The following is a 19,828-nucleotide window of genomic DNA, read 5'->3' as shown; positions in this document are numbered from 1 at the left end:
CCATTCGTCTACAGTAAAAGGTAGCCCGCCTAAAGACTACGATTTAAGTGGTTGATATAACGCAAATTTGTACTGTAATTAAAACAAAATCAAAATGAAATTAGCAATAGTAACAGCATATCCACCAAGTAAAGTAACACTTAATGAATATGCATACCATTTAGTAAAACAATTTAGACAGAATCAGGAGGTAACAGAATTAATTTTGTTAACTGATAGAACAGAAGGTCAAAAGGATTTAAATTTTACTGAAGCTGGTTGTAAGATAACTGTAAAGGAATGTTGGTCGTTTAACAGCTACAAGAATATTTTTACAGTAACAAAGGCTATTAACCAAACAAAACCAGACTCGGTTTTATTCAATCTTCAGTTTATGAAGTTTGGAGACAAAAAAGTAGCTGCGGCTTTAGGATTGATGTTACCGTTGGTGTGTAAGTTAAAGCGTATTCCAAATATCGTATTGCTTCATAATATTTTAGAAGAAGTAGATTTAGGAAGCGCAGGATTTACATCTAATAGATTGATGCAGAAAATATATGGTTTTATAGGAACAACCTTGACAAAGCTCATTTTACAAGCTGATACTGTTGCCGTAACCATGCAGAAATATGTAAACATTCTTGAGTCTAAGTATTTGACATCGAATGTAAAATTGATACCACATGGAACGTTTGAAATTCCTGAGCAGCCAGACTATAGTTTGCCTGATGGTCCTTTACAGATAATGACTTTTGGGAAATTCGGAACCTACAAAAAAGTAGAAGGTATGATAGAAGCTGTTGAACGTGTAAGACAATCTACTGGATTGGATTTGGAAGTTGTTATTGCTGGAACAGATAATCCAAATGTACCAGGTTACTTAGAGTCGGTAAAAGAAAAATACAATCATGTACCTCAAGTAAGATTTACAGGTTACGTAGAAGAACAAGAAGTGCCAAAATTATTTAAGGAAAGTGCTGTGGTGGTATTTCCTTATACATCCACAACTGGAAGTTCTGGAGTATTACATCAAGCCGGAAGCTATGGAAAAGCTGTAGTAATGCCAGATTTAGGAGATTTAGCATTGTTAGTTAAGGATGAAGGTTATATGGGTGAATTTTTTGATCCAACCAGTGTTGGTAGTTTAGCAAATGCTATTGAAGCTTTAGTTGTAAATGAAGCTTACAGATTGCGTTTAGCTAAAACAAATTATAAGGCTGCAACAGCGCACCCTATGTCTCAAATTGCACAAATGTACATAGATACATTTAAGCAATTAATGCAACATGAAAATGTTGTAAACACTACCTCTCAAGAAGTTATTCTTTAGAAGAGGATATATACGCAAACGATGCCTTTTTTGCCCCATTTTTATCGATAAAACCAAAGTGCTTTTGAGCATTTTTACGCCAAGGAAGTCTACCTACGACTTCCTTCGGTATTTCAGTAAAATCATATAAGGTCCATGACATAAATTGAATATCATTTGCCTCAAAAATGGTTTGAATGTTGTTATGGTAATTCGCTTGGTCTTTATCAGAATCTCCAAAAGGATTCCAAAATCCATTATAAGACGACAAACCATATTCTGTAATGATAATAGGTTTAGTTTTAATTTTAGTTTTTATGGATGTGTATAGCTCTGGAAGATTGGCTAAATCTTCATAATAATGAAAGCTAATAAAGTCTAGCTTCTCATTTAATAGACTTGCACTTTTAGTGTTAGACCAGCCAATAGTAACAGGATGGTTTGGATCTAAGGACTTAACGTGATCTATCATTTTATCTAACCATGCCAAAACCAATGATTTACCTCGGGATTCAAAATCTAAATTTGGTTCATTTTTAATATCCCAACCTAGTAATGCTTTATGGTTTTTTATAGAATTTATAACTGTTGTGGCATGAAACTGCGTTAATGACCAATCTATAACCGAATAATCTCCATAGAAGTCAAAAAGAGTTATCAATACCTTGAGATTATTCTGCTCTGCTAGATCTAATACTTCGATCAATTTTTCCAATTTTTCCGTTTTGACCCTAGACTTTCCAAAATCTTCATACGGTACAAAGATTCTTATGCTATTGAGGCCAGAGGAATTAATTAGTTTAAAATCTTGAGCGATTATTGATCTATTAAAATCATCACCAAACATATTCCAAGGTGTATCCTGAGGATAATAATTGGTACCCTTAATAGTTGAGATGCCTAAGGGTTTGGAAATAGTCTCAGGATTATAAAATTCACTATTAATTTTAACGAGATGTCTAATTCTCCAAAATCCATCCTCTAAGAGCAAGGTTACTTTGTAAGTTGATATTTCGTTTACTTCTGAAATAAGTTGTTCACCCTTAAAAATGCGTTTGTATTCAATAACATTATTATCTGTGAGTACAACCATTTGGCCATCTTCACTGAAGAACTCTAGATTAGGGCTGTGAGAAAGGGTTATGCCGTCAATTGAAACCCGATTTTTTGTATTGACATCAATAATGTTAAATATATTTAGACGTGCACTTTCAGTATAATAATCATCAATACCAACTATTGAATTGGTTTTGTATGCTATATGTTTTACATACCATGCATCTAAATAATCGTTCTCTATTGAATTAAGAGTTTGCTCATCTATTGGTCTGCCTTCGTTATTTATAGGTTCCCAATTAAATTTAGGTAGATATTGTTCAACTTGTTTTATCTCTGTATGCAACATCGAACTTCTATCTGCACCAGTGTTTAGATACGAAAATATTGCTGCAATGCCATAAATTACTAATGCCATAATAAGTAGGTAGATAAGGAGTATTACACCACGCAATATGTTTTTGCTTTTACTATTCATAGGTGATGTTTGTAAGGGTTTTAGAGAGTCCTGCAGTTTCTATTTCTAGATGATATGAGCCGTTAGAATATTCATCTTCACTTAAATAAAAGTTTGCCATACCGTTATAGCTTTGCTCTTGTATCTCATTTACTAAAACCTTGTTTTTATAGATGCTTAATGTAATAAATAGACCGTCAGGCACACGCTGTTTCATAAAGCTTTGCAACGGACCTACAGTTATAGTTCTATTGTCATCGGACAATGCTGCTTCAAAATTTGATATCGCTTGTTTAAAGCCTAAGGTAATGGTTTCACTGTTTGCCATACCTTCAATATAGGCTTTGACGGACCACTGCTCTTCATGATCTGGATGCAACATTTTCGCTGTTGCAATGCCATTAATGGTAGAGCCATAAGTTTGTGTTTTATTACCATTTTGATCAGTTATAAAAAAGGTAACAAAAGTACCGTCGCTAACCACATTGTTAAATCTGTCTATAATTTGGGACGTCTTAAACGTTGTAATTTGATTACCATCTGCATAATTATGGATTCGCTCTGCTTTAATTGTAAAATTGGTTGGTATGGCTGGCATAACATTGACATCGTATTCTTTTGAGTTCAAATCCAAACATTCTGAGCTAATTAAAATCCTTCCACTTTCCTTATAAGAATTAATAGTTTTATATGTAAATCCATGTAAGGTGGATACAGTATCACTTATTTCATTATTCAAGAATTGGTGCTTAATCTGCACTTTAGTGCTATCTGCCATAGGATTATCTAAATCGTCAGTGGGTATAACTACGAGCATGGTATAATCTGTACCACCAGCTTCAATACTTGGAGGGCCTAAATAACTTTCAAGTGATTTTATAGATGGTTTGGGCTTCACATTAATACTGCCTTGTAGATTATTGGTTTTGGCAATCAGTTTCCAGTTTAAAACGCCAGATTTTTTTGAAATTGAATCTGGGATATTAAATTTAAGAATCTTAGCGCTTATTTCAGGATCTAGTAAAATTGAACCGTAGCTATTTGAGCAATATAGCATAACATCAGAATCTGTATTGTAACCAAATTCGAGTTGGACATGTTCGCCAGCAATGAATTCTGATTTGTTGGATTTTAACACATAAGAATCTTCTAAACTTTTTGTTTGTATTGAAACCAAACAAATCAAGATGAAAACAAATAACGATATGTAAATAGATTTTATCATTAGTTAGGATTGCCTATATAGGTATTTACTTCAAGTTTTATAAAATTGTATTCTCCATGTATAATTTGTTGATGTTCTGTATTATTATGATTAACAATTCTATCCGCCACTATTTTATCAGAAATGTCCTCATTAGGTAAACCATTGACATAGCAATTACTCATATCTTCACTGATTGTCTCTATTGGTGATGTATCTATCATTTTATATTTAAAATTCTGCTGCCGTTGTTGGCGTACACCCTCTTCAATAAATAAATGATCTACCCATTTTAGTTTTTTGTCTGCATCATAATAGGATACCAAAAGTTGAGGTATAGTGACTTCTTCGGTACCTGTATTAATAATATTACCAAATAGATAATCCTTATCTTTTTTGGTTACCGAAACTGCTGTGTTTTTGAATAAATCAGAACCAGAAATATTTCCTGCAGCTTGTAAATTGAATTTTGTTGGTTGCTCTTCTAATTCAATGGGAGTAAATTCATCAGGATTAAATGTTTTTGGTATAGAGTCATTGGTTTTTGACCATGCAATGCCTTCAAAATTAATTCTAAAAGAACTCACCTCCTTTGGTAATAGTTTATGTTTAATATGATGCTTAGCATTATACGTTGCTAGCTTTTTGTTTTCATCATTGTATAATGTTCCTTTTAAAACAACATCTGATGGGACATTATCAATATTCTGAATTTCTCCAACAATAGCATAACTGTTTTTATACTTTACCAATTTGGCATCTAATATTTCAAGAACAGGTTGTTTTAATACATCTTCATGATGTGTTTGTTCTGTTGTGATTCTTCGTCTTCCTTGATTGAAGTATTTTGTTAAGTTATCAGAGTATAATTGATCTGGTGGTAGGTCTATATTAATATCATCTGGTTGTAGATACCATTTGCCATTTAGCTTCACAAGTTTTTTATAATCCGTTTGTTTAATCTTTTCAAGAGGTGTTATCCAATCTGTAAAAACTTTCACACTTGCTAAACTGTCTGTATTGCTAATAATTTCAGTAGAAATTGCATCTAACTTGGCATAAGAGCTTAATAGACCATCTGTTACCGAAACTTCAAGCATATACTGCGCGATAGTAAGATCACTTTCAGGATTAATTAGGCTATGGGCTTTTTCAAATCCTTTAAAGTCTAAAGCGTCGTAATAGGCCAAAATTGCATTTTCTGGTGAATGATGTGATTCATTTTTTATGTAAAAAATATAAATACCATAACCTACAATTACTGCTAAAATAATTGACCAAATGTGCGATGCCTTTAATAATCCCTTTGAGAATTTTGAATAGTTATTCTTAAATTTCATATACAAAGGATCAGCCGTAATCCTAGTCTTTAAGGTATGTACCAAAAGAAACTGTACATTTAATATAAATGCTATAATCACAGTTAAAAAAGGTACGGTTCCCCAAAGGATTTTTTGCCAAGTGCCAACATCTTCTTTCGGTAAAATTGATGATAGTGGTGGTACATTCAATTTTTCCCATACCATGATTCCATTTTCTAGTTGCCTTAAGCGTTGCCATCCGCAGAAGTATAGTATGGGATCATAAAACTTGTCATTTGAGAAGATATACTTCAAGTTATATTTCTCTGGCGTAGTTAAAAATTGTTGAAGTGACCCAATACCTTCAACACCTTTGAATTTTGAATTCTCTAACCGCTCTATTGGTCGTGTTGTTAGTTCTGGGAGACGTCTCGCAGAATGATAATTGCCATCTACTGATAAGGCATTGGTTTGTGCAGATAACCAAGCCATTTGATCACCAAATCCTAAGGTCATATAGCGCCACTGATCGTGCTGGTCTTGATTAAGAAAGTTTACAATAGGCAACATTTTAATCTTTTGAGGTTGGGATGGTTTAAAATAACCTAAGCTCATTGTAAATATGGTCATGAATAAAAAGAGCCCAGCAAGAATACCACCAGAAAGCCTGTGAAATATAGCTCCATATCTATCTTGGATCAAGGTTTTTAAATCTCCTTCTACAAAACGATAAGCAAATTCGCCAAATAGCGGTAAAGACATTATTGATGCCCAAAGGGTAAAACGGTCTAAGGTTAATATATTGAAAGCTGTTTCACCAAGAACCATTCTAGGGATTGGAGTAGTCCCACCTGTACCTAGAATGAATAATATGGTAATTGATAGTCCAAAAAATAAATAGCGTTTGCTGTAATACCTGTAAAAAATATAAGGTAGCAGTACTAGTAGAACGCCCCAAGGAATTAAGAAAAATACCAAACCGGACGACGTGATTTCAAGAAAATTATCTCTAGATCCATGCGGTATAGGTACCTGTGTTATAGGGTTATTTTTAGAATTAATCCAATACGGTAAAATGCATCCAATAATAATGGTTAAAGAGAGCATCCCAAAACTTATAATGCGTTTAAATAGCTTAAAAAAACTACTCATAAAAACCTTGATTGTAATCTCCTTAATCGTTTGTACTTTTTCTCTGGCATCATCCATAATAACCATACCGATAAGCGGAAAAATAAAAAATACCATTCCGAAAATTGGTGTTACATGATGGGAAGTTACCGTTACTGAAATGAGAGATAAGGATGTGGCCAAGTAACGCCATTTACCAGTTTTTAACCATAGGTATATTTCAGGTAATGCATGCATTAATACAGAAATACCGATGATGCTTGGCAGTTGCCCAAAGATGTGAAGGGTTTCTACAAATGATGAGGAAAATACAGCTAATACTGATGCGTAACCAGCAACTGTTCTATTTGAGGTTATTAATAATGAAAACCTGTAAACACCAGTAATAAATAATATAATACCTATTAAGGCTATGGTAAACATTCCAAATTTTAGGCCACCAATAAAAGATAACGCAGCAATTGATTGATGCACTAATGGAGGATAGCTCATCACTGTAAAGCCAGTGTACCATTTATAATTCCAAGGCTCAAACCAACTACCAGAATAGTGGTCTGCAAAGAACAAATGGATTAGTGCATCATAGGTAGTTTCTAATGTAAAAAATATAGAAGTACCATGAAATGCAATACCGATGAGTAATGCTACTGTTAGATATTTATTTGAGGCGTTTTTCATATAAGACCTTAATGCTAATATCAATGGTGTAAAGATATATAAATAAAGAGGTCGTTCTATTTTTAATCATCTACACCAAATTGCCATTCGTCTACACTTAGAAGCGTATTAATCTAAATTAAAATTTTTTGAAGGTCAATACCAATACTTTTGAACCGTAGAAATTACATAAAACAATTAATTATGAAAGTTTTAGCAATAGATGATCAACAATTAGTATTACTGCCATTACAGAAACGTTTAATGGATTTAGGATATGAAGTTGCAATTGAAACTGATGCGATAAAAGGATTAGAAACTTATGATGAGTTTAATCCAGATTTGGTCATTGTAGATTTAAATATGCCTAATATCTCAGGATTTGAGGTGATAACACACATAAGAATTACACGTGATTCTGAAACACCAATTATGATTTTATCTGGTAACACAAAAGATGATGCCATTACAAAAGCATTTGAATTAGGCGTAAATGATTACATGAAAAAGCCATTAAGTCTCATTGAAATTTGTGCACGAGTAAAGAACTTAATTGGAGCTCCAGAGGTAGAAGGAAGCATTGATAAAAATGCTAATGTAATGATACAACAACGTTGTGTGGGTGTTGTAATACCATGTTATAATGAAGAAGAAAGACTTCTAAGCGAAGAGTTTTTAAACTTTATAAATACAAATTCAGGCTATCATTTATGTTTTGTAAATGACGGAAGTAAGGACAATACATTAAGTGTTTTAAAGAAACTACAAAAGGGCAGGGAAGATTATATTACAGTTTATGATTGTGATAAAAATGGCGGTAAGGCAGAAGCTGTAAGGCTAGGAATGCTTCATATGGCAAAAAAGGAAGACCTTGATTATATAGGGTTCTTAGATGCAGATTTATCTACAGATCTAGCGGATTTTGATGATTTAGTTAAAACTATTGAAACGTCAAACTTTAAAATCGTTAGTGGTTCACGTATTTCTAGAATGGGAGCAGACATCACAAAGGAGTCGGCAAGAAAAATCATAAGCCTAACCATCAATTTTATTATCAGGAAAATTTTATCAATGGATTTTAAAGACACTCAATGTGGTGCCAAAATTTTCCATAAGGACGTTATTGACATTGCCTTTGGTAAGAAGTTTGTAACACAGTGGATTTTTGATGTTGAAATATTTAAACGAATGACCATTCACTTTGGTCTTAGAAAGGCAAAATCTATGTTGTGTGAGCAACCATTAAAACGTTGGATTCATGCTGATGGATCTAAACTATCTATGAAAGATTCAGTAAAAATAGTAATGCAGTTAGCGCAAATTGCATGGGTTTACAGAAAACGAAAAGACCATAAAAAATGCGATGTAAATGCTAAACTAGAAATTGTTTAACCCTCAATTAAATCTCAATGAAAATAGGAGTAATCATAATTTTCCATAATAATGAAAAGGATATTCAAACAAAAGAACTGGCTCAAAGTTTAAAGTCAATAGAAGATATTGAACTGTGCTTTGTAGATAATGAAAGCAAGGACAATACTTTAGAACAATTAAGGGAAATCAAAGAAACATGTGCAAATGTTTCTATAGTAGAAATAAAAAAACATATTTCTAATGAAGCTGCAAAACGTGCTGGAGCCAGATATGTTTTTAACAACTATAATCTAAAACATATTGGATTCTTAGATGTCAATATTTTGAAAACGCATCAGTTTAATCTTAACCAGGTTTTAAGGTTGTTACATCAAGATAAAGATGTATTAATTGAGTTTGATAAAGATTTAAAGCAAAGCCAGGAGATAAAGCCAACTCTATTTAAAAGTATATTTTCAATTCTAGATTTTTTGAAAAATAAAGATCATAATAAACTAGGAAATTCAATAAATCTAATAAAAGTTTAAAAAAATAATATGAACGCATATCCAATAAAATTCAGACCAATTTTAAAAGAGAAAATTTGGGGAGGAGAAAAACTTACCAAACTGTTTAATAAAGATTCAAAGTCTTCATCTATAGGTGAAAGTTGGGAGATATCTGGAGTTAATGATAATGTCTCGGTAGTTTCAAATGGCATTTATAAAGGGAAAACTTTGAACGAATTAATTAAAGATTTCAAAACCGATTTTTTAGGCTTTGAGAACATTAGAAATTATGGTGAGAATTTCCCGCTACTCATAAAATTTTTGGACGCAAGTAAGAACTTATCTGTGCAAGTACATCCTGATGATAAGATGGCTAGTAAGCATCATAATTCATTTGGTAAGACTGAAATGTGGTATATCATGGATAATGAAAAGGATGCAGAAATAATTCTGGGTTTAAAAGATCAGAAACTGGAAGCAAGCAAGCTAGAAGACATAAACTCAAAAAATGTTAGACAGATTTTTAATTCTGTAAAAGTTAATAAAGGAGATAGTTACTTTATACCTGCTGGAAAGGTGCATGCAATTGGCGCTGGCGTTATGGTTGCCGAAATTCAACAGACAAGTGATATTACCTATCGTGTTTATGATTGGGACAGAGTAGATGATAATGGAAACTCTAGAGAGTTACATACAGATTTAGCAACAAAAGCGACTAAGGTATTCCCATCTGATGGTAAAAGCAATTATAAGTTACAACATGGTAAGTCTAGTAATTTAGTAGACTGTAATTTCTTTAAAACGAATATTTTTAATGTAGAAGGTTCACAAACTAAAAACTATTCAAAGTTAGACTCCTTCGTTATCTTTATGTGTGTTGAAGGCAATGCAGAAATTACACAAAACGGTTTAACAGAAGTCATTACTATGGGTGAAACGGTACTTATACCTGCAAATTCGAATGATGTAAGCTTTAATGCAGAACACGCAAAATTCCTCGAAGTTTATGTTGAAAGAAATACGGTAAGCACAAAAAAAATGGCATCCTAATTATACTTTTGTCAAAACTAGAGACACTATTACTATTTTTGTTGGCATAAAATCATATATGTCATTAGAAAAAGAACTTAAAAAACGCAGCGGCTCTAAATGTGAGCTTTGTAGCGACCTAGAACAACTGTCTGTTTATAACATACCAGATATTAAAGAGTCAGGCTTAAAAACAATGCTATACGCTTGTAACTCCTGCATTGAACAAATGAATGATTCAAATAAAATTGATTCTAATCATTGGAGATGCCTTAATGATAGTATGTGGAGTGAACATGAAGCTGTTAAAATAATGGCATGGCGAATGCTTCATAGAATAGAAGAGGATTGGCCACAAGATTTATTGGCCATGATGTATCTTGAAGATGACATTATAGAATTAGCAAAAGCTTCTGGTGATGGTATTGAAGATGAAAACCAAGTAATTCATAAAGATGTAAATGGTGTTGTATTGAATACTGGTGACTCTGTGGTATTGATTAAAGACCTAAAAGTAAAAGGATCTAGTATGGTCGCAAAGCAAGGTACGGCAGTCAGAAATATTAGATTAGATCATGAAAATGAATCTTACATTGAAGGCAAAGTTGATGGTCAACAAATAGTAATCATTACACAATATGTAAAAAAGATCTAGTCAGTATCTTTTTTCTTAAATAGAAACCCTATAGGAAACATCAAAACAAGAAATAAATACTTACCTGTTATGATACCATAGATTGTTATTATGGCGAGTATAATCATGAGAAGCACTTTGTAATCGTATTTCATATTGCAAAAATAAATGACTAATTTCAAAGAGAGAAAATAAACTTCCATGTTAGAAATTAGACCGTCTTGTGAACATTGTAATAAACCTTTACCATTTGATATTGACGATGCAATGATTTGTACATTTGAGTGTACTTTCTGTAAAAACTGTGTGGACTTGTTGCTTGAAGTTTGCCCTAATTGTGGTGGTGGTTTTGAAAAAAGACCAAAAAGACCAAGTAGTCTTTTGGATAAATACCCGGTTTCTAAAAGAGTAGTTCATAAACCCGTGAATATAGATTTACATATTAAAACTGTTACCAAAACTTAGGTATCTGTTTTTCATCGACAAAATTGGCATTCATTTTCAACTAATCAATTCTATATTGCAGTTTGTCGATTTTATCCTAATTCCTATTAAAAATATTCCGAAATTTAGGTAATCCCTCAAAGATTATTAGCACCCAATTTACTGATTAATAGCCCTGAATTAGTATTTATGAATTAACAATTATGTATTATGGATCTACAAATTACCAGTTACAATAACCGTTTTAGAATCAAAGGGACTTTGAACAAATTAAGTTTGAAGACATTCGATGCGCACTTCTCAAATATATTTCAAAAGCTTGATGATGTAATCATTAATATTGAGCAAATTGAAAGTATTGATAGAGCAGGTGTAATGGCCCTAGCTAAACTTCATAATGAGTCCATTAATAGATCAAAAAAATTATCAATAATCGGTTTAGGTTGTAAAGAATTATACGACCATTTTAAATCTGAAGAACAAACAAATACGGCTTCATTACCTACGGGTTCTATTGTTGCTGCCTGATTAATTTATAGCTTTTTTAATGTAAAGTGCAGTACAGTCCGCTTTTGGTGACAGATAAGTGGCTTTATTGCACTTTATTTTTTAGCAAGTCATATCGGCAATTATTTTCCATTCTCCATTTATTTGTTTAAATATTATAATAAATATGCCATTGGCATCTCCTATTTCACGCTTTAAATGGTACTCTCCCATTACCCAATAGTTATTGCCTTCAATTCTGGAAATATCATTAATAACAAAGTTTAGAGTTCCTGTTTCACGCTTCGTTGGATATCTCTTTTTATAGTTTGCTAAAGTTTGATCCCAGCCTTTGGTTAATCCACTAGCACCATAGAATTTTAATTCATCACTTTTCCAATAACCATCCATAAATCCTTCAAGATCTTGGTTATTCCAAGCAGATTCTTGTTGTTGTAGCACTAATCTAATACCTGCTTCTGCAAGTTCGTTGGATGTAGTTTTTTCAGAAGTGTTGTAGACATCAGCTTTTACACTGATACAACTTGTAAATAATAATAATGCAATAAAAAAACTATAGAGATATTTCATAAGATTGAATTTTTCAATCTTAAAAATAAGAACAATTACCTAAAGTGCGGATTTTTGATTTTTAAAAAATGCATCAGCTTGCAATTGCATCAGCTCGCGAGCTTTTTTGCGCTTGTAGTTCATTACCTCTTCTTCATCTGCAATTTCTGTATAGACCCTATTATTTATATCGTTATCCGTTTTAAGTAATAATTTACGTTCTGCTACTTTTTGCATTGTCCAAGTTTTAACCGTTGTCTCTTGGTCTTCTAGTCTAAAATCATATTCACCTTTAGGGGAAATTAATTTTGCAAAAATAGGTGAGGTTTCAATAGCTAAAAACAGCAAGAAAATAAAGAATGAAGGTAGCCATGGTAATTCACCTAAAGCATTAACACGCGCCATTAAACCGTCAAAATTATCAATTATAGGCTGTGAGTTATTAACGTTAGCTTTATAATCACCTTGTAAACTTAAAATTTCAGTTTCTAAAGCAGAGACTTTTGCCTTGTTTTCGGTTTTTAACTGTTGCAATTCTGCAAGTGCAGCATCATGTTTTTCTCTTTTTTCTTTATAAACAGGGCCTTTGCCCAAAAGACCAGTACCTGCTGTACCTTCGGCCTCAGATATAAAAGTATCATAAAGTGAATTAACCTCGGCTTCCTTAGTGTCAATCTGAGAATTTAAATTTGCAATTTGGCTGTTTAAGTCTTCAATTTTTGGTGTGTACTGTTCTGCTATTTGATTTTGGTTAGATAATGTGAGCTCATTTTTCTGTTCTAATAAAACTTGGTTGATTTCTTTTTCGAAAATTTTCAATTCTAAAGGCTTGGAAATAACTACAGCAATTATAACCGCTAATAAAATTCGTGGTATAGCTTGTAAAAATTCATCTAAAGAACTATCCCTTTTTTTTATGGTAGATACAATGTATCTATCGAGATTAAAAATCAATAAACCCCAAATAAAACCAAAGAAGATGGAAGTTAATAGATTGTCAAAAACTGTATAGAGGGCATAACTTGCAGCAATTGAAGCCATGAGTGCTGTGAAAAAAACAGTAGCACCTATACCAGCATATTTGTTTTGTTCGCCGTTAGAACACTCATCTAAAATTAAGGTGTCTGCACCTGAGCAAAGGATAAAGAATTTTTTAAGCATGATGTTTTCTGATTGATGTATAGAGTATTAGAACGCTAAAAGTTTGATATTGTTACACTTTTGGAAGAAATTTAGTTTTTAAGGTCAATAAATTCAATTAATCAAATCCTTATATTTGAATGGGGCCAATAAAAATAATTTAAGTTATGTACAGAATAATACTTTTAATCATAGTATTAACATTAACCGTAAGTTCAGTCCACTCGCAGTCTATTCAAGACTTAATGAATCAGGTAAATACCTCGAACTTAGATATTATGATTAAGGAATTGAGCGGTGAAGAGGTAGCCATTATTAATGGAACTAATCAGACTATAACAAATCGCATACATAGTAATAATGACTTGGCAACAACATATATTCAGCAACGTCTTGAGGCATTACCCAACCTTAACGTTGAGATTCAAAATTTTAATTCTACAGGGAAAAATGTGATAGCAACACAATTGGGTACAACAAACCCTGAGAATATTTACATGATATGTGCACATTATGATTCTGTAACGACCTATTGTGCAGATGATAATGCCACAGGTGTTGCAGCAGTTATTGAAATTGCAAGAATTTTATCAAGCCAATGCACTGATAATACCATCATTTATGCATTATGGGATGAAGAAGAAATAGGCTTGTTAGGTGCTAACTTTTATGCACAACAAGCAGCAGATGAATCGGGTGGAAATACTAGAGATAATATTTTAGCTGTAGTTAATATGGATATGATTGGTTACGACGGTGATGCACCAGGAACGCTAGGTGATAATGATTTTGATATCGATGTAAGAAACGTGGCAAATTCTATTACTATTAAAGACGATCTCCTTGATATTTTGAACAATTATACCTTTGACCTAAACCCAATTGTTGTAAATCCAGGGACTACGGCGAGTGATCATTCTCGCTTTTGGAACCAAGGCTATTCGGCAGTTTTAGTTGGTGAATCTTGGGAAACAAACGATCAAACTCCAGACTACCATACATCAAATGACAGGTCTGAAGATATTGATTTACCATATATGACCGAACTTACAAAGTTGGTATTGGCCTATACTGCAACTAAAGCAAATCTAATAGCAATTGATAACACGGTAACTGAAAATCCAACCAGTCTAGTTTCTAATGAATCCTCTGGATCTTATCAGTGGTATAATTGTGATACTGAATCACCAATTAACGGTGCAACATTTCAAACTTTTTCACCAACTGTAGATGGAAATTATTCAGTTGAGGTTAGTAATGGTAATTGCTCAGAAGTTAGCCCGTGTGTTTCATTTACGGCATTGTCAACAGATGAATTTGAGAGTAATGAATTAAGAGTTTATCCAAATCCTGTAATTTCATTACTAAAGATTGAAAATTATTTTGAAGCAGATTTAAGAATTACAATTAATGATATCTCTGGCAAGGAGATAAGCATTATCAATTCTAGTCTTCCCAATATCACAGTTGATTTCTCATCCTTGCCGAAAGGGGTTTACTTTATAAATTTTAATACGGAATCAAAATCTTCCTCTTATAAAATAGTTAAGGAGTAAAATCAGCTTTTTAATTCAGTGTAATATTTGTAGAACCATGGAATGGTTTCAATTCCTTTGAGGTAATTTCCAATACCAAAATGTTCATTTGGTGAATGGATAGCATCACTATCTAAACCAAATCCCATTAATATGGTTTTGCTACCAAGTTCTTGTTCAAACAATGCCACAATTGGAATACTTCCGCCACTTCGTTCTGGGATTGGTGTCATGCCAAATGTTTTTTCATATGCCATGGAGGCGGCTTTGTAACCATCAAAATTTGTTGGTGTTACATAACCTTGGCCACCATGATGTGGCGTCACCTTAACCTTAACACCAGCAGGAGCAATACTTTCAAAATGCGATTTAAAAAGTTCTGTTATTTCTTCCCAATCTTGATGTGGTACCAGGCGCATTGAGATTTTTGCATAGGCTTTACTTGCAATAACAGTTTTAGCTCCTTCACCAGTATAGCCTCCCCAAATACCATTTACATCTAACGTAGGACGTATCGAGTTTCGTTCGTTTGTTGTGTATCCTTTCTCACCATAAACAGCATCAATATCTAGAGCCCTTTTATAAGCATCTAGTGAAAAAGGAGCCTTAGCCATTTCAGCACGTTCTTCATCAGATAGATTTTCTACCTTATCATAAAAACCTGGTATTGTTATATGATTATTTTCATCATGAAGTGAAGCAATCATTTTGGTTAATACATTTATAGGGTTTGCCACAGCACCACCATACAAGCCTGAATGTAAATCTCTATTAGGACCTGTCACTTCAACTTCAACATAACTTAGACCTCTAAGTCCTGTTGTAATAGATGGAATGTCTTTAGCGATCATTCCGGTATCAGAAATTAAAATGACATCATTTTTTAGTTTTTCTCTGTTTGAAGCCACAAACTTTCCAAGATTGGCACTACCAACTTCTTCTTCACCTTCTATCATAAACTTAACATTACAAGGCAATTCATTTTGTGATGTCATATATTCCATGGCTTTCACGTGCATATATACTTGTCCCTTATCATCACTAGCGCCGCGTGCAAAAATAGCACCCTCAGGATGAAGTTCTGTTTTTTGAATTACAGGTTCAAACGGTGGTGAATTCCATAGATCTAGAGGGTCAGGTGGTTGTACATCGTAATGACCATAAACAAGTACTGTTGGTAAATTCTCATCAATTATTTTTTCGCCATATACGATAGGATAACCGTCGGTTTCGCAAATTTCTACATGGTCACAACCAGCTTTTTCTAAACTGGCTTTTATAACTCCAGCAGTTTTCAAAACATCATCTTTATATGCAGAATCTGCACTAATTGAAGGTATTTTCAATAAATCGATAAGTTCATTTAAAAAACGGTCTTTGTTGTCCGAAATATAAGATTGAATAGATTGCATAATTGTTGTTATGGTTTATAACAAAAATAAGAAAACTAGCACCAATATTTTCTTAATTGAAAGCTATTTGAATATTGAAAGTATTGTTTATATTTGCAGTCCTAATTTGCGGGCGTGGTGGAATTGGTAGACACGCTAGACTTAGGATCTAGTGCCGCGAGGTGTGCGAGTTCGAGTCTCGCCGCCCGCACCAAATTAGAAAAAAGCTTCTCATTTTTGAGAGGCTTTTTTTAGTTTTAAAGGTTTATGAATTAAATAAGGGTAATACTTAAGACGAAGTATTTTAAATTAATATTATTCCTAACTACGAAAACCTTTTAGTGTTAAAAACATTTTGATTTTTACTCAAATTATAACCTGATAACCAATATTTTTATAAGTTCTGAATTATTATTTATAATCATCATGATTTTTTAGGATATTTATGGAGGGTTAAACCAAAAATGATAAATAGAATTTGAATTTAATTAATGTTATCTGAATAAAATTAAAAAAGGAATAATGAATAAAAAAGGATTCATATTCGATCTTGATGGGGTCATAGTAGACACAGCAAAATATCATTATTTGGCCTGGAAGCAATTGGCCAATAGTTTGGGTATTGATTTTACGGAAAAAGAAAACGAACAACTTAAAGGCGTAAGCAGAGTGAGGTCTCTAGAAAAGATTTTATCTTGGGGGAATAAAACCTTACCTCAGGATGAGTTTACTCGACTTATGGCAACAAAAAATGATGAATATTTATCTTATATCAATAAAATGGATGAATCTGAGTTATTGCCAGAAGTGAAAGATAGGCTTACATTTATTAAGAATAAAAAACAAGGAATAGCATTAGGGTCTGCAAGTAAAAATGCACGATATATAATAGAGAAAGTTGATGTAAAAGATATGTTTGATGCTGTTGTAGATGGTACTGATGTAAGCAAGGCAAAACCAGATCCAGAGGTCTTTTTAATCGCTGCTAAATTGTTAAACATAGAACCAGAAAACTGTATTGTTTTTGAAGATTCAGTCGCAGGAGTCCAAGCTGCAAATACTGCGAAGATGATTTCAATCGGTATTGGAAGCGAAGAGGTTTTAGGAGAAGCAGATTATGTCTTTAAAGACTTTACTGAGATTTCAGAAGAATTTATAAATACACTAATTAATAATTAAAATCGAATGTATTTTATAGCATTCAAAGAAATATAAATGAATTTAGATTATATCATACCTAACGAATGGTCAATCATAGAAGAAGGATTCAATCCAGATAATGTAAAAGCATCAGAAAGTATATTCAGTATTGGTAATGGAGCCATGGGACAACGTGCCAATTTTGAAGAACACTATTCGGGACCAACATTTCAAGGAAGTTATATTGCCGGAGTTTACTATCCTGATAAAACACGTGTGGGCTGGTGGAAAAATGGTTACCCAGAATATTTTGCAAAGGTTTTAAATGCGCCTAGTTGGATTGGAATTGATGTGAATGTCAATGGTGAGCAAATCGATTTGTATTCCTGTAAAAAAGTGGAAAATTTCAGAAGGGAATTGAATATGAAGGAAGGTTGGCTCTCAAGAAGCTTTAAGTATACCCTTCATAATGGTGGTGAGATTCAGGTCAATGCAAAACGCTTTTTAAGTTTAGAATTGGATGAAATTGGAGCCATAGAATATTCAATAACACCACTAAATATAGATGCGGATCTTGTAATTACGCCATATATAGATGGGGCAATTACAAATGAAGATTCAAACTGGGATGATAAATTTTGGAATATTTCAAATTTAGAAGTTGAAAACGACCAGGCATTTATAGAAGCGCAGACTATGAAAACCAACTTTCATACCTGCACATTTATGCAATCAGAATGTTTTGTCAATGATCAAAATGCAGGATTGCGACCACAAGTTATTAGGACTGATAATAAGATCAGTTTCATTTATAAGATTTCGGTTAAACAACAAGAAGTGTTTTCAATCCATAAATTTGGAGGTTATACTTCGGACAGAAACCACGACAAAGATGCTTTAATTGCAGAGACAAAAGTTGCTTTGGCTAAAGCTACTCAAGCCGGTTTTTCACAATTACTAAGTGATCAAAAGAAATCATGGGCCAAAATTTGGGACATGGCTGATATTACTATTGATGGTGATGTTAAGGCTCAGCAAGGTATTCGATTTAATATTTTTCATTTAAATCAAACGTATTTAGGTACTGATCCAAAGCTTAATATTGGGCCTAAAGGATTTACTGGTGAGAAATATGGAGGAAGTACCTATTGGGATACAGAAGCCTATTGCATTCCTTTTTATATGTCAACCAAAGATCAGAGCGTTGCAAGAAACTTACTAACGTATAGATATAAACATTTAGAAAAGGCCATTGAAAATGCGGAAAAACTAGGTTTTAGTAATGGTGTCGCATTATACCCAATGGTAACCATGAATGGAGAGGAATGCCATAACGAATGGGAAATTACGTTTGAGGAAATTCATAGAAATGGAGCAATTGCCTTTGCAATTTATAACTACCATAGATATACAGGAGATTACAGCTATATTCCAGAAATGGGATTAGAGGTTCTTATTGGCATTGCAAGGTTTTGGCATCAAAGAGCCACATATTCTACATATAAAAATAAGTATGTCATTCTTGGCGTTACTGGTCCTAATGAGTATGAGAATAACGTTAATAATAACTGGTATACAAATTATATTGCCCAATGGTGTATAAATTATACAGTAGAAAACATAGAAAAGATAGAATCAGAATTCACCACTGATTTCGCAAGGATAATGAATAAAGTAAAATTATCTAAAGCTGAAATTTCAGAATGGAAATCTGTAGCTGATAATATGTATTTCCCTTATTCTGAAGATCATAATGTATTTCTTCAACAAGATGGTTTCTTAGATAAAGAATTGATAACTGTAGCTGATTTAGATAAGTCGCAACGACCGATAAATCAAAAATGGTCCTGGGACAGAATATTGCGTTCACCATATATCAAACAGGCAGATACCTTACAAGGGTTTTACTTTTTTGAAGATCATTTTTCTACAGAGGAATTAGAGCGTCATTTTGATTTTTATGAACCATTTACAGTGCACGAGAGTTCCTTGTCACCATGTGTGCATAGTATCCAAGCAGCCAAATTAGATAGAATGGAACAGGCATATACCTTCTATCTTAGAACATCAAGATTAGATTTAGATGATTATAATCATGAAGTGCATGAAGGACTACACATTACATCAATGGCTGGCACATGGATGAGTATAGTTGAAGGTTTTGGTGGTATGCGAGTTAGAAATAATCAACTGACATTTGAACCTAAAATCCCTGAGCAATGGGATGGCTATTCATTCAAAGTGAATTTTAGAAATCAAATAATAAAGGTAATCGTGAATCAAAATGAAACACATTTTGAATTAGAAGGAGATGAAGATTTACAGATTTTAGTGAATGAAGAGGAAGTTAATATATCACCTAATCATTTGGTAACAGTTGGTTAGTATTCTTTCAGACTCATAAATTATTTTAAATTGTTAGACTAGTGATAGTCCATTTAAAATTCTGGTAGCTTTCAAAAACTGAAACAATACATCTATAGATTAAAGTTAGAAATTGAAT

The 19,828-nt window shown here is 32.9% G+C and carries 16 protein-coding genes and 1 tRNA gene; 11 read left to right on the top strand and 6 right to left on the bottom strand.

All coding sequences use genetic code 11. The features are described 5' to 3' along the window. Positions 1-94: 94 nt before the first annotated feature. Complete coding sequence (locus tag LBV24_RS02450; protein WP_224476999.1) at positions 95-1,309, top strand: glycosyltransferase; 1,215 nt, start codon at positions 95-97, stop codon at positions 1,307-1,309. On the opposite strand, the gene LBV24_RS02445 is transcribed toward LBV24_RS02450, so the two are convergent. From LBV24_RS02445 to LBV24_RS02435, 3 genes are read right to left on the bottom strand one after another with little or no spacing between them, the layout of a single operon-like run. Beyond that, positions 1,299-2,822 carry a glycoside hydrolase family 2 TIM barrel-domain containing protein gene (locus tag LBV24_RS02445; protein ID WP_224476998.1) on the bottom strand — a complete coding sequence of 508 codons (1,524 nt, stop codon included), beginning with the start codon at positions 2,820-2,822 and terminating at the stop codon, positions 1,299-1,301. The genes LBV24_RS02450 and LBV24_RS02445 overlap by 11 nt on opposite strands. Then, complete coding sequence (locus tag LBV24_RS02440) at positions 2,815-4,026, bottom strand: hypothetical protein (RefSeq protein WP_224476997.1); 1,212 nt, start codon at positions 4,024-4,026, stop codon at positions 2,815-2,817. The genes LBV24_RS02445 and LBV24_RS02440 overlap by 8 nt, the downstream gene beginning before the upstream one ends. Further along, on the bottom strand, positions 4,026-7,115 hold the full coding sequence (locus LBV24_RS02435) for a hypothetical protein (protein WP_224476996.1): 3,090 nt from the start codon (positions 7,113-7,115) through the stop codon (positions 4,026-4,028). The genes LBV24_RS02440 and LBV24_RS02435 overlap by 1 nt, the downstream gene beginning before the upstream one ends. 183 nt (positions 7,116-7,298) lie before the next feature. Here LBV24_RS02435 and LBV24_RS02430 point away from each other — a divergent pair, with 183 nt between their 5' ends. The 6 genes from LBV24_RS02430 to LBV24_RS02405 all read left to right on the top strand — a co-directional run bounded on the left by LBV24_RS02430 (position 7,299) and on the right by LBV24_RS02405 (position 11,591). Then, entirely contained in the window at positions 7,299-8,486 is a 1,188-nt protein-coding gene (locus LBV24_RS02430; RefSeq protein ID WP_224476995.1) for a response regulator, read from the top strand. Between the two features lie 17 nt (positions 8,487-8,503). Beyond that, the gene (locus LBV24_RS02425; RefSeq protein WP_224476994.1) at positions 8,504-8,995 is read left to right on the top strand and encodes a glycosyltransferase; all 492 of its coding nucleotides are present in this window, start codon (positions 8,504-8,506) and stop codon (positions 8,993-8,995) included. Between the two features lie 9 nt (positions 8,996-9,004). After that, on the top strand, positions 9,005-10,006 hold the full coding sequence (locus LBV24_RS02420) for a type I phosphomannose isomerase catalytic subunit (RefSeq protein WP_224476993.1): 1,002 nt from the start codon (positions 9,005-9,007) through the stop codon (positions 10,004-10,006). A 58-nt stretch (positions 10,007-10,064) separates the two neighbouring features. Next, a complete protein-coding gene (locus LBV24_RS02415; protein ID WP_224476992.1) occupies positions 10,065-10,640 on the top strand; it encodes a PhnA domain-containing protein in 576 nt (191 codons plus the stop codon). A 180-nt stretch (positions 10,641-10,820) separates the two neighbouring features. Continuing rightward, positions 10,821-11,084, top strand: a complete 264-nt coding sequence (locus LBV24_RS02410; protein ID WP_224476991.1) for a DUF1272 domain-containing protein — start codon at positions 10,821-10,823, stop codon at positions 11,082-11,084. Positions 11,085-11,273: 189 nt separating this feature from the next. Next, positions 11,274-11,591: an STAS domain-containing protein gene (locus tag LBV24_RS02405; RefSeq protein WP_394371108.1), complete on the top strand. Its 318-nt coding sequence runs from the start codon at positions 11,274-11,276 to the stop codon at positions 11,589-11,591. 81 nt (positions 11,592-11,672) lie between these two features. Here LBV24_RS02405 and LBV24_RS02400 read toward each other — a convergent pair whose 3' ends face one another. Together LBV24_RS02400 and LBV24_RS02395 are read right to left on the bottom strand one after the other, a co-directional pair. After that, positions 11,673-12,140 carry a nuclear transport factor 2 family protein gene (locus tag LBV24_RS02400; RefSeq protein ID WP_224476989.1) on the bottom strand — a complete coding sequence of 156 codons (468 nt, stop codon included), beginning with the start codon at positions 12,138-12,140 and terminating at the stop codon, positions 11,673-11,675. Positions 12,141-12,179: 39 nt separating this feature from the next. Next, the gene (locus LBV24_RS02395) at positions 12,180-13,280 is read right to left on the bottom strand and encodes a DUF4407 domain-containing protein (protein ID WP_224476988.1); all 1,101 of its coding nucleotides are present in this window, start codon (positions 13,278-13,280) and stop codon (positions 12,180-12,182) included. A gap of 146 nt (positions 13,281-13,426) precedes the next feature. On the opposite strand from LBV24_RS02395, the gene LBV24_RS02390 reads away from it, so the two are divergent. Then, positions 13,427-14,815, top strand: a complete 1,389-nt coding sequence (locus LBV24_RS02390; protein ID WP_224476987.1) for a M28 family peptidase — start codon at positions 13,427-13,429, stop codon at positions 14,813-14,815. A 2-nt stretch (positions 14,816-14,817) separates the two neighbouring features. On the opposite strand, the gene LBV24_RS02385 is transcribed toward LBV24_RS02390, so the two are convergent. Next, entirely contained in the window at positions 14,818-16,206 is a 1,389-nt protein-coding gene (locus tag LBV24_RS02385; RefSeq protein WP_224476986.1) for a dipeptidase, read from the bottom strand. Positions 16,207-16,314: 108 nt separating this feature from the next. Between LBV24_RS02385 and LBV24_RS02380 the strand changes: the two genes are divergently transcribed. The 3 genes from LBV24_RS02380 to LBV24_RS02370 all read left to right on the top strand — a co-directional run bounded on the left by LBV24_RS02380 (position 16,315) and on the right by LBV24_RS02370 (position 19,710). Next, positions 16,315-16,399, top strand: a tRNA-Leu gene (locus LBV24_RS02380). Positions 16,400-16,707: 308 nt separating this feature from the next. Continuing rightward, a complete protein-coding gene (gene pgmB / locus LBV24_RS02375; protein WP_224476985.1) occupies positions 16,708-17,364 on the top strand; it encodes a beta-phosphoglucomutase in 657 nt (218 codons plus the stop codon). 36 nt (positions 17,365-17,400) lie between these two features. After that, complete coding sequence (locus LBV24_RS02370; RefSeq protein WP_224476984.1) at positions 17,401-19,710, top strand: glycoside hydrolase family 65 protein; 2,310 nt, start codon at positions 17,401-17,403, stop codon at positions 19,708-19,710. Positions 19,711-19,828 lie beyond the last annotated feature (118 nt).

Origin of the sequence: Winogradskyella vincentii, from assembly GCF_020166345.1 — a bacterium.
GTDB classification, from domain to species: Bacteria; Bacteroidota; Bacteroidia; order Flavobacteriales; family Flavobacteriaceae; genus Winogradskyella; species Winogradskyella vincentii.
Note: the sequence above shows the minus strand (reverse complement) of the source record. Positions and strands in the feature narration are given on the sequence as shown.